The organism is Sphingomonas sp. CCH5-D11 (genome assembly GCF_001557395.1).
Taxonomy (GTDB): domain Bacteria; phylum Pseudomonadota; class Alphaproteobacteria; order Sphingomonadales; family Sphingomonadaceae; genus Sphingomonas.
In genome coordinates this window covers 1-15662 of sequence record NZ_LSKH01000074.1, presented here as the reverse complement: position 1 = coordinate 15662, position 15662 = coordinate 1, and the positions used below count along the sequence as shown (strand labels likewise).

15 protein-coding genes are annotated in these 15662 nt (G+C 66.0%); 14 read left to right on the top strand and 1 reads right to left on the bottom strand.

Features of this window, described 5'->3' with window-relative positions; all coding sequences use genetic code 11:
• The first annotated feature begins 262 nt into the window (after positions 1-262).
• The 7 genes from AX702_RS24190 (at position 263) to AX702_RS24160 (ending at position 6512) form a co-directional block, all read left to right on the top strand.
• Entirely contained in the window at positions 263-739 is a 477-nt protein-coding gene (locus AX702_RS24190; RefSeq protein ID WP_024310589.1) for a DUF736 domain-containing protein, read from the top strand.
• 268 nt (positions 740-1007) lie between these two features.
• Positions 1008-1274: a type II toxin-antitoxin system Phd/YefM family antitoxin gene (locus AX702_RS24185; protein WP_010409116.1), complete on the top strand. Its 267-nt coding sequence runs from the start codon at positions 1008-1010 to the stop codon at positions 1272-1274.
• A 136-nt stretch (positions 1275-1410) separates the two neighbouring features.
• Positions 1411-1668, top strand: a complete 258-nt coding sequence (locus AX702_RS24180) for a hypothetical protein (protein ID WP_010409119.1) — start codon at positions 1411-1413, stop codon at positions 1666-1668.
• Positions 1669-2358: 690 nt separating this feature from the next.
• The gene (locus AX702_RS24175) at positions 2359-2697 is read left to right on the top strand and encodes a single-stranded DNA-binding protein (RefSeq protein ID WP_010409121.1); all 339 of its coding nucleotides are present in this window, start codon (positions 2359-2361) and stop codon (positions 2695-2697) included.
• Positions 2698-2835: 138 nt separating this feature from the next.
• Complete coding sequence (locus tag AX702_RS24170; RefSeq protein WP_010409122.1) at positions 2836-3258, top strand: hypothetical protein; 423 nt, start codon at positions 2836-2838, stop codon at positions 3256-3258.
• 589 nt (positions 3259-3847) lie between these two features.
• Entirely contained in the window at positions 3848-4840 is a 993-nt protein-coding gene (locus AX702_RS24165) for an SLOG family protein (protein ID WP_037494485.1), read from the top strand.
• Between the two features lie 1117 nt (positions 4841-5957).
• Complete coding sequence (locus AX702_RS24160; RefSeq protein ID WP_010409130.1) at positions 5958-6512, top strand: hypothetical protein; 555 nt, start codon at positions 5958-5960, stop codon at positions 6510-6512.
• A 180-nt stretch (positions 6513-6692) separates the two neighbouring features.
• Here AX702_RS24160 and AX702_RS24155 read toward each other — a convergent pair whose 3' ends face one another.
• Positions 6693-6911, bottom strand: coding sequence for a hypothetical protein (locus AX702_RS24155; protein ID WP_010409132.1), 219 nt, complete (start codon positions 6909-6911; stop codon positions 6693-6695).
• A 635-nt stretch (positions 6912-7546) separates the two neighbouring features.
• On the opposite strand from AX702_RS24155, the gene AX702_RS24150 reads away from it, so the two are divergent.
• From AX702_RS24150 to AX702_RS24120, 7 genes are all read left to right on the top strand, one after another.
• Entirely contained in the window at positions 7547-7720 is a 174-nt protein-coding gene (locus tag AX702_RS24150; RefSeq protein WP_154651477.1) for a hypothetical protein, read from the top strand.
• The gene (locus AX702_RS24145) at positions 7713-10232 is read left to right on the top strand and encodes a type IV secretion system DNA-binding domain-containing protein (RefSeq protein WP_066486215.1); all 2520 of its coding nucleotides are present in this window, start codon (positions 7713-7715) and stop codon (positions 10230-10232) included. The genes AX702_RS24150 and AX702_RS24145 overlap by 8 nt, the downstream gene beginning before the upstream one ends.
• A 3-nt stretch (positions 10233-10235) precedes the next feature.
• Positions 10236-13310 (top strand): MobF family relaxase, encoded by a 3075-nt coding sequence (gene mobF / locus AX702_RS24140; protein WP_010409137.1) that lies wholly within the window; start codon positions 10236-10238, stop codon positions 13308-13310.
• Between the two features lie 2 nt (positions 13311-13312).
• Positions 13313-13549 carry a hypothetical protein gene (locus tag AX702_RS24135; protein ID WP_033967468.1) on the top strand — a complete coding sequence of 79 codons (237 nt, stop codon included), beginning with the start codon at positions 13313-13315 and terminating at the stop codon, positions 13547-13549.
• A 312-nt stretch (positions 13550-13861) separates the two neighbouring features.
• Positions 13862-14593: a hypothetical protein gene (locus AX702_RS24130; RefSeq protein WP_010409143.1), complete on the top strand. Its 732-nt coding sequence runs from the start codon at positions 13862-13864 to the stop codon at positions 14591-14593.
• Positions 14580-15341 (top strand): hypothetical protein, encoded by a 762-nt coding sequence (locus AX702_RS24125; protein WP_010409145.1) that lies wholly within the window; start codon positions 14580-14582, stop codon positions 15339-15341. Before AX702_RS24130 ends, AX702_RS24125 begins: the two co-directional genes overlap by 14 nt.
• A gap of 91 nt (positions 15342-15432) precedes the next feature.
• Positions 15433-15642, top strand: coding sequence for a hypothetical protein (locus AX702_RS24120; RefSeq protein ID WP_010409146.1), 210 nt, complete (start codon positions 15433-15435; stop codon positions 15640-15642).
• Positions 15643-15662: the final 20 nt, after the last annotated feature.

Here is a 15662-nt window from a genome sequence, read left to right as displayed (position 1 = left end):
CGACGAGGCGACCGACGTCGTCAGCCGCGCGATCGGCGCGCTCGCCGCGGCACACGCCGATATCGGCACCGCCCTGACCGACAAGATCGGCCGATGATCGGCAGGCCCGGTCCGCGTCCCGCACGATCCACCGTCCGCGTGAAGACGCGGTCGGTGAGGGGCGCTCATCGCGCCCTGCCCGGCCGAAGGGCCGGGGAGGGGAGGAGGATTGAAGATCGGTGTCGAGGACATCGGGTCCAGCACGACATCAGGAGACGTTACGATGAACATCGGTCAGATCAAGCAGAACGACGCGGGCATTTTCATGGGCCGCATTTCCACACTCGCCGTCGCGATGACGATCGCACTGAAGCCCGTCCAGTCGTCCAACCCGCGCGCGCCGCGCTACGAGATCCACGCGCTCACCCCGGGCCGGACGTGGGTGCAGGTCGGGGCGTTCTTCGAACTCACCTCGAACAACACCGGCGAGGCGTTCCTGAACGGCCGCATCGACGATCCGTCGCTCGCCGCGCCGCTGCAGGTCTCGGCCTTCCGCCAGGACGACGGCTCGTACAACGTCGTGTGGCAGCGCGCCCAGAAGCGCCGCGATGTCGGTGCCGCGCTCGGGGTCAAGGCGGACGATGGCGAACCCGCGCTGCCTTTCACCGCCGATGGCCGTGACGTGGCGACCTCGGGCGCAGGCGATGACACCGGAGACGGGCTGGGTGCCAGCACCGCGCCGGTCGACGAGAGGGTCTGACCGGCATCGGGCGGCGCTGACGCGTCGCCCGTATCGCCACCTCGACGGGGATCGCTTCATCGCCGAAGCGGTCCCTGTTGCCGTTAGTGCCTGTTGCAGCCGCGCGGTCCGTGGTGTACGGATTATCTTCCGTTTTACGGAAGATACGGATTCCCATGTAACAGAAAGATGGCCGTTACAACATTGGCAGGACCAGATGAGGGTCCCATCCTGGACGGACGCAGGGCTTAATCGATCCCCGGCCGCGTAACGAAAGATGAGGGAAACCATGACCCCTACAATCGAAAAGGCCAGATCGACCGACGTGTCGAAGCGGTTCGGCTTCTATTACGACGAGGCGATGACGCATCCGATCGCGATCGAGCGCAACGGCGCTGCCCGCGTGGTCATGCTACCCGCCTCCGAGTTCGAACGCTTGTCCCGCCTCGATCACCTCGCGCTCTCGCCGCAGGAGTTGAGCGATGAAGCCATCCACGCCATCAGGACCGCGACGCCCAGCGCCGGGTCCGTCCAGAACGATCAGTACGTCGATTGAACCGCAAGCCGGTGACCTGATCTGGTATTTCTACCTCTGGCGGCATGAACATAACCGGGGCGACGAGGACGGCTCGAAACTCCGCCCCTGCATGGTGGTTGGCAGCTATCGCTCAGCCGGAAGGCTCCGTGTCCTGATGGTGCCACTGACGACGCGCGATTATTCACCGGCTGCATCCGTCCCTCTGCCGCCGCGATTCATTGAGGCCTTCGGCCTCGATGACCGATCACGCATCGTGTGGGACGACGTGAACGATTTCGCATGGGTCGGACCCGACGTTCGCGCCGGTAACGACGGTAGCACCATCATCGCCGAGGTGCCGAGCCGCATCGTACAACGTGTCGCGGCGCTGATCGTCGAGCATCGGATCACCCCCACCCGGCGAACCGAGTAGGCGATCGATCCTCGCCAACCCGAAGGACGACGCCCGCAGACGCCGCCCGATTCGCTGACCGGACGGATAGATCATCACAATCGGCGATGATCTCGCAGCCGGGCGGCGCGTAAAGCCGTCGCTGTCCTGCCAGCGGGTATCGGCAGGCGTTTAACCCCGATGGCGATGAGGACGCCCAGGTCCGATGCGGTTGCCGGCGATCGCCCTGGCGAGGGTCGGCCGTCGGGCGACCTTGCGGCATCCGGTCTCCTTGCCGGTGCGTCGTCGCCCGGGCGCGGCCGTCCTTGTCGAGCTTCGGAGCGGCACCACGTCGGTCAGCGAGCGACGCTGGCGGCACGCCTGCCTTCGCGCCGGGTCGTTCGGGGGTACGGGTCAGGCGACCGACATGAGCGGTTCACGAGGTTTGTCCATGGCAATGCCTGCGGGAACCTTGGGCTGATCGACGGCCCATCCGCCGTTTCGTGTCACCTGCGCCGCGCCCCGGGGCCTCGCAACCCCTTTGGCAGGGCCGTGTTGCCGCGCTTCGCGCGGCTGCCCGCACCACCCCTGCAAAAGGGGTTCCCCTCCGGTCGACCAGGCCCGCCGCCTGCGCGCCGGCCCAGCTCGCCCTCCGGTGCGACGCCCCGAACCGCGACGCCCTTCAGGTGACACCGGCGGACGGACCGCCGACCAACCCAAGGAGGCAATGCCATGAACAACGTGAACCTCGTCGGCCGCCTGACCCGCACCCCCGAACTGCGCGAAGTCAATCGCGCCACCAGCGTCGCGACCATCTTCGTGGCGACCGATCGCCCGAAGCTCAACAAGGACGGCCACACCTACAAAGGCGACGACGGCTTCACCGTCAAGGAGACCGAATACCACAAGGTCACCTGCTTCAACGGCCTCGCCAAGGCGATCGCCGGCAACCGCAAGAAGGGCGACCTCATCGCCATCGAGGGACGCCTGCACTACACCCGCTGGCAGGACAGCGACGGCAACGACCGCTACGGCTGCGAGATCATCGCCGATCGCGCCGAGTTCTACTGACCGGCCAGCGAACCGGGCGGCGCCTGCGGGCGTCGCCCTTCGCGCATGCTTCATCATCGCCCGCGCAGGACGCCTCGCCCACGGTGCTTCGCACCGCGGCCTTGCGCCAGCGCGCGCTCACCTGAAAGGTCCGGCACCATGACCGTCCAGCGCGACATGTTCGACGGCGACCCGTTCGCGCCCGAGCCGATACCTGCGGCACCGGACCCGGTCGCTCGGGTCGACGAGCCGGCACCCGCCGGCGGCGACCACGACGGCAATGCCGTCGCGCTCGCCCCGCTGGCGGTGCCGTGCGGCTTCCGCAACCGTCGCAATGAACCCTGCCGGCGTCTCGCCGAGCGACCCATCCTGATGAACGGCCAGCCCTTCGTCCATCGTGGTCACCAGCTGCTCCAGTGTCCGCGTTCCTGCTGGCTAGACGATGACAGCGCGGTCGAGCCGGAAATCACCGACCCGCACGGCGATGACGCCGATGCCAACCGCGACCCGGATGATCCGGGAATCCAGGAAATGCCGGATTATGATATCGGGGATGACGGCGGTCAGTATGATTGGGACTGATCCTGCTGTGCTGCTGTGCTGCTGTGCCTGCTGTGATGGCTGCGAGAGCGTCGTAGGAGAGCAGGGCGGGGCGTCCCGCCTTGTGGGCGGGACCGGGCTCTATTCGGCCCTGGCGGGCCTCACGGAGCCCCCTGGCGGGGTCTCCGCCCTGCGGGTGACGATCCCTATGCCGGCGCCGGGCGTCCTGCGCGCGGGCGACGGCAGCTGGTTCGCCCTCTCGGGCTCACTGGCGCTGCCTCTACGGCGCTGCGCCGTGCCGGCGCATCACCGCCGCCCGTGCTCGGTCCGACCCGGCGTGCCCACCACAACATAATATTTTCTCTCTCTGTGATGAGGAAGTCTGGCATGCGGGGTTGGCGGGCCGTCAAGGACGCGCGGTCCCCCCAATTTTCACGCACCCTTCCGTCTCCGCTTCGCTCCGCCTCCAGGGCACGAGAAAATCGGCTCCCCCGCGCGCGAGCGTTAACCGGGGTCCGCGACCCTGCGGGCCGCGGCTTCCCGGTTAACGTCCCTGACCGCCCTGACCGCCGCATGCCGGATGAGATTCCTCACCGAGAGAAGGTGAGATTTTCAACTCATGGAGGCTATCATGACCAAGTACAGCAACTTCAACGACATGGGCCGCGCGATCAACGAGCGCCGCGCCGACGAGCACACCACCGAGACCTATCAGGGGGCGTTCATCGAGGCGAGCGAGATGGCGAAGCTTTCCATCGTCAGCGAAGCCGAGAAGCTGGACATGCCCGACCCGGAGCAGGCCGCACACGCCGTCGAGCAGATGCTGGCGACGATGTTCGACGTGTTCCGCGACACTCGCATGGAGGAGTTCGCCGCCGACCTCGCATGGGGCTTCGTCAACAGCTTCCACATGGTGGCCAAGCGCATCGAGGGCCGTGAGGATGACGCCGCCAAGAAACTTGGCGACCTGGTGCGCAGCTACGACCCCTCGGAGATCTACGCGGTGGAGCTCGAAGAGACCCAGCTGCTCTGCCAGACCCTCGAGAATTGCGCCGAGGCGATGCGCTGCATGCGGGACCACGCCGGGAACGTGTATCGCGTCGAGACCGGACGGCCCTTCTCGACCGTCCGCGGCAGCAGGGTGTCGTCCAAGCTGACCGCCTCGATGATCGACGGTGCCGACTATCTGGCGGCACGCGCGGCAAAGCGTCGGGACGAGCACAACCCGAGCGGCCCGATTGTCGCCTTCTCGGGCGGCATGGAATGGCACGACCACGAGCAGCTCTTCGAACGCCTCGACCAGATCAAGCGTCGCATCCCGTCGATGGTCCTGATGACCACCGCCATGAACAAGGGTGCCGACGCCATCGCAGCGTCGTGGGCGGCCTCGCGCGAGGTCAAGCTGGTGCGCATGTTCCTCGACAAGCGCCACGGCAACCGGGGCGGGTTCCTCCGCAACGACCGCATCGCCTCGCTGCGTCCCGTCGAAGCGATCGTCTGCGAAGGATCGGGCGTCCAGATCGACTTCGCTCGCAAGTTGCGTACCGCCGGCGTACCGCTCCACGTCTTCCGCAAGGACGGACAGGCACCGGTGCAGCCGAGCCAGCGCAGCCGCCGCGCCTGACGCACCCACGGAAGGGCTCCGGGCAACCGGAGTCCTTCCCCTTTTTTACGTCGCCCTGGGCGGCGCTCCGGGGCATCGAGCCCCATCGCGCCGCGTGGGACTGACCTATCGGTCGATCACGCCACGTTGCCCGCTCGGCACGGCTCGCTCGCGGCAGGGCAATGCCGTCGCATTGCCACTGCCAGCTACGCCTCGCCGGTGCCGGGGTCGATACCGACACCCGTCGCATCGCCTCGCTCGCTTTGCGGTCATCGCTGAATGCGATGACCAGCGCGCTACGCCTCGGCCGATACGACTGGCGATCGTCGTTGAACACCAATCGGCACGCCTCGCTTGCTTCACGGCGATCCCTTCGGATCGCCGGTTCGCTACGCATCGCCGTGCCGATCGCGTTGGCTTATCGACCGCGCCGTCTCGCTCGCATCGCGGCCACGCCTGCGCGTGTCACGCTCGCTACGCATCGACCGGCGCGGTTCAACCGGCGTCACGCTTGCGGCATCAGCACGGCTCGCTGGCGGGCGCGGCGATGCCGTCGCATCGCCTGCACTGCCGCTGCGCATCGCGCCGTGCCGATCGCACCCATTGATCGGCCACGCCGTCTCGCTCGCATCGCGGCCACGCCTGCGCATGTCGCGCTCGCTACGCATCGACCGGCGCGTCTCACCCGGCATGTCGCTTGCCGCATCGGCACGGCTCGCTGGCGGGCGCGGCGATGCCGTCGCATCGCCTGCGCTGCCGCTGCGCATCGCACCGTGCCGATGCCATCGCGCAGGAGCTGACCGGCACGGCTCGCTCGCTTCACGGCGATCCCTTCGGATCGCCGGTTCGCTACGCATCGCGGTGGCGATCGCGCTAGCTTATCGACCGCGCCCGTCTCGCTCGCATCGCGGCCACGCCTCCGCGTGTCGCGCTCGCTACGCATCGACCGGCGCGGTCCGACCGAAGCCCGGCTCGCTCGCGGTGCCGCAATGCCTGCGCATTGCGAGCACCAGCTACGCATCGCTCGGGCACCCGGTCCTGCGGACCGACCCCGTGGCAGGATGATCGACCATGCCGATCCTGACGGATCGGAAGGGGGAGGGGAACCGGAGATGATGGTTCCAATGGGAGACAGACCATGTCGATCACCTTCTTCCTCAGCGTCGATCGCAAAGCCGACGCCGCGCCCGCCGTCATCACCGCCCGCCAGCTTGCCGCGTTCCGCGCCTTCGCCCGCGAACGTGGCCAGCTGCTCGAAGACGAGGATGATGACCCGCTCGTGTCGTGCTCGTTCGAAGCTCGCGTCTGCCCCTGGTCGCTCGCGTCGATCTGCGCGATCTTCGATCACGATGTGGGTGTCATCGCCGTGGTCGAGGAAGCCCAGTTCCGTGGCCTCAACGTGCGCTTCTGGCACGATGACGCGACCCGCACGATCACGATGCGCGTCGCCAGCACCCCGGACGGCGCAGCGGAGATCAATCTCGCGAACGGCAACGCCTTCCACGTCCTCGACGCGCTACGACTTTCGGACGATAATTGCGGCAGCATGCCCATCGGGCAACTACGCGAAACACTCGGCCAGCCCTATGTTCGCCGCGACCTTGGTCGCCTCGATGGTCGTTACCTCGAACGCTTCGACACCCTCGCTGCTCAGGCCGACACCAGTGAAGGGATACGCATGGTCTGGGGATAGCCTCCCTCCAGTCGCCATCGCGTCGGGGAGCATCGGGCTTCGCCTCGATGCTCCCCATTCTTATGCCTGAATGGACCGAAGCTTCGCCAACTCGGCCCAAGCATTGAAAAGGGGAGCGCCTAACGGCAGCTCCCCTTCTATTTGCATGATGGGCTTGAGCCCGCTTTCGCGCTGACCCGCTTACGCGGTCAGGCGCTTCACGGTCTCGGCGATCCCGAGTTTCTTGATCGCTCCAATGATCGCGCTGAACTGGGCAGGATCGGCCTTCATCAACCCCGACCGTTCCACCTCCTTCAGCAGCTCCGAACGCTCACGATCGGCCAGTTGCTTGCGGCGTTCGTTGAGCCGCTGTTCGTCCGCCTCAAGCTGTGCCCGTTCCTGCTCGATACTCCGTGCCATATGACCTGCCTTTTCTGATCGTGGATCGGCCTCCATTTCCCACGATGCCAGCACCGCTCCACCGGCACAATAGCGACACTCATAATCGCTCGCTGGTCCGGCTTTACCGGACCAGCATGAGGCGACGGACACTGCCCTTCGGCCAGGTCCGTCGTGGGGCGGGATTGCTCCGCCCAATACCCTTCGGTCCAGTCCGGTGGTCGCCTGCCTGCGGCGCTTACTCTCCCGGAACCCAGTCCAATGATCGGACATCCAGCCATGATGCCACCACCACCGCGACAGTCCCTAAGGATTTGCACACCGTACGCGGCACGCCGCAGGTTAAGTGTCTGTAATTGCCGGTGTTTGCAGGGGCAAACATGTTTGCCCCTGCAAACGCCTTGGTGGTTCTCCCCTAAGCGCTTGAGAACGCGCGAAAATCCCTGTTTGCAGAGTGAATGCGTTTTCACTCTATACCTCGGGACCAGGCTGTAGTATTTTCCACTCTCCGAAAACCCCACCAGCCACTTTCAAGTGGGTGGTGAATGTCTAACTCGACGATAGCCTTCAGACTTTCGTCTGAAGAGATTGCGGCACTTGATCGTGTAGCCGCGAAACGGTCGTGCTCCCGGTCTGAGGCCGCGCGCACTGCGCTTATGTTCGGTATCCGTTTCGCTGAGGCCGAGCATACTTTCAACATCACCCGTGCGGTCCTCGTTCTCGAGTACATGCAGGCGGCGATCGACGTGATTATCACACGCGATCACGGCGACGTCGTACCCCAGCTTCGCGAAGCCGCGAAGGAGCGCCTGGCGACGTTCCATGCGTAGCGGCGACATCCGGTTCAACGGTCAGGCGGCGACCGTAAAGCACCATTCCGCGCGGGGGCGAATCACCCGCAACTCGGGCAATTTCACCCGCGGTTCGCAGCTTCTCGCCAGTCAGTACAAGATGACCTGGGCGGGCCTCCAGGTGCCCATCTGGATATGGCTGGGGACGTTCATCGTCCTGTTCAATATCTTCGTCTGGCTGGGCCTCGCCGAGCATGAGTTCCAGCTCGACCTGATGAAGCTCTATTCCGCCATCTGGACGTGGGTCGGCGGGGACAAATTCCACCTCATCAACCTGACCTTGCGAAACGGCATCGTGACCAAGGTTCCGATCGGCTACGTCCCCTACGAACCCCATGTCGTTCATGCCTGGGCGAAGACGGTCAAGATCTTCCTGACGACACTCGTCATGTCGGCCTTCATCGCAGCACCGATCATCATGTGGTTCATCATGTGGGCAAACAAGCGCGGCAGCGACATGCTCCAGGAACGCCACAACCGCGGCGCCCTGTTGGTCGAGCGTGACGTGCTCGTCAAAACTGTCAGCGGCCACAACCGGCGCAAGTTCCGCACCGAGTGCGCCGAACACGATCCGCCGTACGTCCCCGAACTCGTCGCCAAGGCTCCGATCCTCGATCGGATCGACCGGGGCATCCACGTTCCATACACGATCGCCGGCATCCCCTATCCGTGGCGGCTCGAACAGAGCCATACCATGCTCATCGGCACCACCGGCACCGGCAAGACGACCCAGCTGCGCAGCCACGTCTCGCAGCTTCGCGCGCGCGGTCACCGCGCGGTCATCTTTGACCTGACCGGCGTGTTCGTGGAGACGTTCTACAACCCAGAAACCGACGTCATTCTCAACCCTATGGACGAGCGTTGCGCGCCGTGGACGCTGTTCGACGAATGCCGCAACTATGCCGACTTCGTTTCGGCCGCATCGGCCCTCATTCCCTCGCATCCCGACGACAAGGAACCGTTCTGGCAGAACGCCGCGCGGATGCTCTTCATCGAGATGTGCCTGAAGCTTCAAGAGATGGGTGAGGCGAACAACGCCGCGATCGCGCACCACCTGATGCAGGCCGATCTGAAGTCGATCAACGCCAAGCTCGATGACACCATCGCCGCCCCGCTGACGACCGAGAAAGCCGCCCGCATGGCGGAATCGATCCGCTCGGTTCTGAACGTCAACGGACAGGCGCTACGCTTCATGCCGGACCCTGTCCCGGGCGGCCCGCCCGCCTTCTCGATCCGCGACTGGATCGCGACCGACAATCGCGACGGCTCGATCATGTTCATCACCGGCTCGTACAACGACCTCGAGATGACCCGCGGTCTGTTCACGCTGTGGATCGATCTGGCCGTCAACAACCTCATGCGCCTGCCCAAGACCCGTGACCTGCGGACCTGGTATCTGTTTGACGAAGTCCATGCGCTTCACGCGCTTCCTGGTATCGAGCATGGCCTCCAGTCGGCCCGCAACTTCGGCGGTGCGTTCGTCCTTGGGATCCACTCGTTCGACAAGCTGGTCGCGACCTATGGCTTGCAGAACGCGACCGCGCTCACCGGACTTGCGCGCACCAAGCTGATCCTCGCCACCGCCGATCGAACCACAGCCGAAAAGTGCTCCGAGTTCATCGGCAGCCGCGAGGTCCGCCAGATGGATGAGGCCTACAGCTACGGCTACAACAACACCCGCGACGCCTCGACCCTCACGCCTCGCACGGCGATCGAGCCGCTGGTCATCCCCGACGACATCAACAACCTGCCGTCGCTCCACGGCTTCGTGAAGTTTCCCGATGGATTTCCTGCTGCGCGGATCGAACTCAAATACCGCTCCTATGCCGAGGTCGCGCCGGGGGCGGTGCCCCGCAAGAACTTCAAGCCTACCGAATACGTCTCGCCGGAAGACCGGCGTCGTCAGAACACCCGGAACAATGGCGCGGATGAGGGGGGTGAGGGTGGCCGCGAGCATACCCCCACACGGCCTGTGGGGGGCGTGGAGGCGAAGGAAAGGCAAGAGCCGGACCTGACCGCCTCGCAGCCCGAGAAGCCGCGTAGCGAGGCTGAAAAGGCGGCTGCGGCGATGGAGGTCACCGGGTCGCTGCCGGTGGTGATCGATCAGATAACCGGCAAGGGCGTCGCCAGCAGCCCGACCGGCGTCGATGCCGTCCGCGCGTCGGATGCCGCAACGAGGGTCGGGGGCGAACCTTCCAAGCCTGTGACGGGAGGTTCATCCAGTCTGGATGCCCAACTCGGCGGCATGGGCATGTCCCCGATCGAGAACCGTGCGGGTCCGCAGAGCGGGGTGGATCCGACGCGCGGCGAGGCGTCACGCCATGCCCCGGAAAGCCGGTCCGATCGCGGTGATGCCGATCGCCACGAGGACCAGGCGACCCGCGAATTGCGCGATGGGTTTGCGACGCAGCGCGACCCCGATCACCACCATCGTCATCACGGCCCGGATCATTCGCCGGAGATCGATGACGACATGGACATGGGGATGTAGCCGATGCTGTCGGTCGCTTCCGTCAAGTCCGCCTCCGGCGCGGCGCAGTATTTCGCCAAGGACGATTACTACACCGCCGAGCATTCGTCCGAGGCGACCGCCTGGGGCGGGGTGGGCGCGGCCGACCTTGGCCTCAAGGGCGAGGTGACCAAGGAAGACTTCGAGAAGATCCTCAACGGCGAGATGCCCGATGGCGAAAAGGTCGGGCAGGTCGAGGGTCGCAGGCTCGGTGTCGACCTGACCTTCTCGATGCCGAAGTCCGCCAGCGTAATGGCCTATGTCGCTTGCGACACCCGTGTCCTCACCGCGCATATGAACGCCGTAAAGGCGACGATGGGATGGGTCGAGAAGACCTTCGCCGAAGGCCGCACCTACGATCAGTCCAGGTCAGGGGATGCGGTGCGAACCGGCAACCTCGTCTATGCGCTGTTCCAGCACGACACGAGCCGCGCTCTCGATCCGCAGGGCCACATCCACGTCCTTATCGCCAACATGACCAAGATGGCGAACGGGGCATGGCAGGCGCTCCACAACCAGCAGCTCTGGAAGAACAACACCACGATCGGCGCGGCCTATCACGCCCAGTTTCGCGCCGAGCTGGCAAAGATCGGCTACGAAACAAGCGTCACCGGCAAGCACGGCCAGTTCGAGATCGCCGGCGTGCCTAAGGAGGTGATCGACACCTTCAGCCAGCGGCGCGCCGATATCCTGGCGAAAGCCGGCGAGCTCGGTGTCACCTCCGCCGAGGCGTTGCGCAAGGTGACCAACAATACCCGCGACGCCAAGCTGAACGTCGAGGATCGCGATGCCCTGCGCCAGGAATGGCGTGACCGGGCGGCCGCGCTCGGATTCGACGGCAAGGCACTGGTCGATGCCGCGCGCGAGCGTGCTGGCGCCAGCGGCCTCGATGCCCAGCCACGACCGATGGAGCGCCTCGGTGACGTCCTGGCCAATCTCCGCGAAAGCCTGGGCGAGTTATTCCGACCCGCCGATCCGCTCGTCGCCAGCGGCCTCGACCGGCTGCGCATCGCGCCGGTGGATCTGCGCGCCCAGCACGCCGTCGCCTCCGCGATCCGCATCCATGCCCAACGCGAAGCCGCGTTCGCGGTGCCGGACATCACCAGGACCGCGCTCGACCTCGGGCTGAAGGGTGTCACCGCCGCGCATGTCGACGCGCGCGTCTCCGAGCTCATCCGCAACGAGAAGCTGATTCCGGGCAAGGATGACCGGATCGACAGCGTCGTCACCCATGTCACGACGCCCGAGGCGCTCGCGACGGAGCGCGGCATCCTTGCAGAGATCGAGCGCGGCAAGGGGGAGGGGCGGGTGATCGTCTCCGCCGACACCGTTATCGAGCGGATCAACGCCGCATCGGGCGACAAGGAACTCAATGCAGGGCAGATGGCGGCCGCGACGATGGCGCTCACTTCCGCCGATCGCATCGTCGCGGTCCAGGGCGTCTCGGGCGCCGGCAAGTCGACCATGCTGGCGAGCGTCGCGCGCAATGTCGAGCAGGAAGGCGGCAAGGTGGTCGGTCTCGCGCTCATGAAGGCGACCGCCGATCGTCTCGGCGCCGAAGCCGGCATCGAGAGCCGCACCGTGTCCTCGTTCGTCCACAGCTATGCCCGCCACGCGCTCGCTGGGAAGGGCGCGGGCTATGACGGCGCGCGAGACGCGCTCGCCGGCACCACGCTCATCCTCGACGAAGCCTCGATGGTCGGCTCGGAGCAGATGAAGCACCTGGTCGGCATCGCCAATGCGCTCGGCGTCGATCGCTTCCTGATGATCGGCGATCGCCAGCAGATCACCGCGGTCGACGCCGGCAAGGCGTTCGCGCTCGCGCAGGCCGGCGGGATCACGCTGGCGCGGATGGACGAGAATCTGCGCCAGCGCACCGAGCAGCTGCGCACCGTCGCCGCGCTGACCAACCGCGGCGAGGTGCGCGAGGCGATGGCGATGCTCGGCGACAAGGTCACCGCCAACCCCGAGCATGTGAAGGCCGCGGCCGAACACTGGCTGGGCCTAACCCCCGAACAGCGCGAGACCACCGCGATGTTCTCGTCGGGCCGCGTCGCGCGCGCAGAGCTCAACGTGCGCATCCAGGACGGCCTCGCCGCGGAGGGCACGTTGAAAGGGGACGGCGTCGTCACCCCGGTCCTCGACAAGGTCAACGTCACGCGCGAGGAACTCCGCTACGCGCATACCTATAAGCCCGGCCAGGTGATCGACCTGCGCCATGCCATGCGCGAGCTCGGCCTCAGCCCCGGCACCTATGACGTGCTCGGCGTCGACGCGAAGGGGCGCGTTCAGGTCCAGATCGGCAACCGGGTACGGACCTTCGATCCGCAGAAGATATCGCCGGTCGACAAGACCGACGCGATGCAGCTCGCCCAGCGCGAGCAGATCAAGCTGCATGAGGGCGACAAGATCCGCTGGACCCAGAACGACAAGGACCGCGGCCTCAACAACAACGATATCGCCCGCGTCGTCTCGGCCGACCCGTCGGGGATCAAGGTGGAGGCGAGCGACGGCACCCTCCACGAGCTGAAGGCGGGCGATCCGATGATGGAGCGGATCAGCCTCGCCTACGCGCTCAACATGCACGCGGCGCAGGGCATCACCACCGACACCGCGATCGCGGTGATGAGCCACAGGGAATCGAACCTCTCCAACCAGCGGCTGTTCAACGTCACCGTCACGCGCGTCCGCGACGACATCCAGCTGTTCACCGACGACCGCGAGAAGCTGACCGCCGCGATCGAGCGCAACGAGGGCAACAAGACCTCGGCGCTCGAGACCACCGGCGCGCTGTCGATCGACCCCGATCGCGGCGCTGCCGGCGCAGCCACGAAAGCCGGCGCGGGCGAGACGTTCAACCCTTCGCTGCCGCCCGACCTCGATCGCGGACCGGAGAAAGTCGGAGGCGAGCCGAGCGCAGATACAGCCCGCCCCTCGACCGGCGGCAAGATCGACATCCGTACCGATCCCTCGCTCGACCTCTCCCGGTTCAGCGTCCCGGTCGAGCCCAAAGGGCCTGAACTTCCCTACCCCGAAAAGGACATCGGACTGGAGCTATGAGCATGACCACATCACCACCGACCTGGGACCAGGTGATCGCCACCAAGCACTGGCACGCCTGCGACCTCGACACTCATACGCTCACGCAATGCAGCCAGCTCGCGCGGCGCGACGATGCGCTCGACTGGGGCGGCGAAACGCTTGCGATGGCCGCGATTTTCGGCCTGACCTACGTCTTACTCCTGCCGCTCACCCGCGCGCTGCGTGCCCTCCGGGTCCGGTCCGAGCCAGCACGATGAGCCTCGCCGACCGCGACTATATGCACGGGCCTCCCCGCATCGGTCGGACCTCGCGGCTCGACACGCCGCCCTGCGACGCGATCGAGGGAACGGCCGAGTATGGCCATCAGGCCCGCAGGAAGCCCGTGGAGCCACGGTCAACCGCACCACGCATGATCGTCCCGCTGACGCGCCGGTTGCGTCAGGCGGGACTCCTGGCGGCCGCGGTGGCGGCTTTCACCTTCGCCTGGGCGGTCGGATGCGGAATCGTCAGCGCGTCGCTTCACACCGATGGTGGAATTTTCGTTCCGCCCGCAACCCAAGGTACGCCCGGTGGACGGTAGTTTCCCTTTTCGCTTCCGGCGCCAACCCGAGCCGACGCACGCGACCCTCACGATCGCCGAAACCGCGGATCTGACGGAAGCGGCGCTTGAAGCGGTCCGCGCCGGTGACGGGGGCCGGCTCGCGGTATTCGGCGATGGCGACGCGATCGCCGAACTCGCCGACCAGGTCCGCGACCAGCTGATCGACCCCGCGCGCGGCAACTGGGACTTCTTCGCAGACCATCCGAGCGACTATGCACGCTCGTCCGCGATCGAAGCGTTCCTTCCCGACGATCCTGACGTTTGCTCGGGCTACACCTGCGCTTCGCGCTATGTGCTGCTCCGCGCGATCCAGCATGCCGGCGATGAACCTGGTGCGACCCTTTCGGCCGTCCGCGATCTGATACGGGATCTCCCGCCGGAAGCCGTCGCAGAGGCGGCGGGACACGATTCTGGAAACGGTCACGCCCTGCGTTGGGGAATGACCGTGCTGGCCGGCGTGCGACGAGCGACCCACGCTTTCGCCGACCACGACCGGCTGATGCCCAGGATCTCCATCGCGCGCTGGCTGGCAGGATCGGCGTCGACCATCCTGTTCGTACGACGCGAACCTGGACTGACTTCGAGCGAGGTTGTCGCCGTCGAGGCCTCGCTGCGCGATCACGCGATGCTGTCCAGAATGGACGTGTTTCCCCTGGCTCTCCCCTCGCAGTCGATGGAGGTGGTCGATGGGCATCGATGATCGCGACTATATGCGCGATCGCTACCGCAAGCGGCAGGGGCTCGATCCCGGTGCGACGCAATGGAACGATCGCAAGGCACGGGTCGAGCTGAACCGCTTCGGGTTCAGGAAATCGGTGCCGCTGGGGAGCGCGAGCTGGATATCTGGCGGATCGAAAGGGTCGTGGTTCGAAGCCAGGAACAGGGGCCACGATTATCAGCGCGGTCGATGGCGGCCCCGCCCGCGCTTCACGCCGGCCCCTTACTGGCAGGCGCTGGGCGTCGGTGTTGCCATCGCACTGGTCCTTGCGGCCTGGGCCGGGCAGGGCCAGATCAAGCGCGCAACCTCCAGCCTGTTCGCGTCAATCGTGGGGACGAACACCGGTTTTCCGGAATCGGGAACGGTCGCCGTCTCCTCCAGCGTCGACCTGCGAACCGTCAGAAGCCACCTGACCATTCAGGGTGCGGCAGACAATAGCATCGTCCAGCTGCTCGATCCGGCGACGGCGAAGAACCGGCTGTCGGTCTATGTCCGCGCCTTCGAGCGTGTCACCGTGCCAGCCCCGCTCGGCCAATATCGCGTCCGCTTCATCCACGGCCGCGAATGGGCAGATTCTCGGACCTTCTTCGGCAAGGGCACGCTGCACGACGAGGTTGCCGGCGTGATGCTGTTCACGCGACGGGTCGGGCACACGCTCGATCTTCGTCTGGGGGCCGACAGCAATCTCGTGGTCCGGCGCATCGCCGCCAAACCGGCCTCGATCCAGTGACACTGTCCTTCATCCACGCGCGGGGATTTCGCATCGCACCGCCAGGACCGGCCCCCGCGCGCCGGCACGGCGATCAACCGGGACAGGAGACATGAGCAACTGGGATTTCGAGGAAATGGGCGAGTTCGGCTCGGATGCCGACGCAGACCGCTGGGCGAAGCGCAACAACATCGCCCCGCAGGATGTCCGCATTCGCCGCAAGGGGGACGGGGTTGAGCTGGAGGTCCGGCGCTCGGCGCTGGGCGACAGCAGCGCCCGCCACGATGACCGTCGCGACGGCCGACGCAACGGTTTCTTCTGAAAACGGCCAGGGAAGGAGTA